Genomic DNA, 280 nt, shown 5'->3' with positions numbered 1-280 from the left:
CATTTAAAATCGCGCCAAGTGTATACCCAAACCACCTCAAAATGCGAGTGTCGTTGGAATTAAAAGCGATTTAGGCAAGGCATTGATTGCAAATAATAGTGGTTCTATTATTAATATCAATAACGCAGTATAAATCGCTTTTAAGCCAACCCGTGGGCGTTTCACAGGGGCATACTCTCATCGTTGCTACTTCTTGAAAGGGACTACCATGACTGCAAAGTATCGCCTTGATATTAAGCCCCTGTGAAGCGCTGAATTCTGCATTTTGAGGTGGTTTGGG

1 protein-coding gene is annotated in these 280 nt (G+C 42.1%); it reads right to left on the bottom strand.

Annotated features, from left to right (window positions below):
- Nucleotides 1–70: 70 nt before the first annotated feature.
- The coding region (locus CWC14_RS19470) for a hypothetical protein (RefSeq protein ID WP_212746566.1) at nucleotides 71–280 on the bottom strand (210 nt) is incomplete at its 5' end.

The sequence above is a fragment of the Pseudoalteromonas sp. S3260 genome (assembly GCF_005886925.1).
GTDB lineage: Bacteria > Pseudomonadota > Gammaproteobacteria > Enterobacterales > Alteromonadaceae > Pseudoalteromonas > Pseudoalteromonas tetraodonis.
This window is presented reverse-complemented; position numbering and strand designations above follow the sequence as displayed.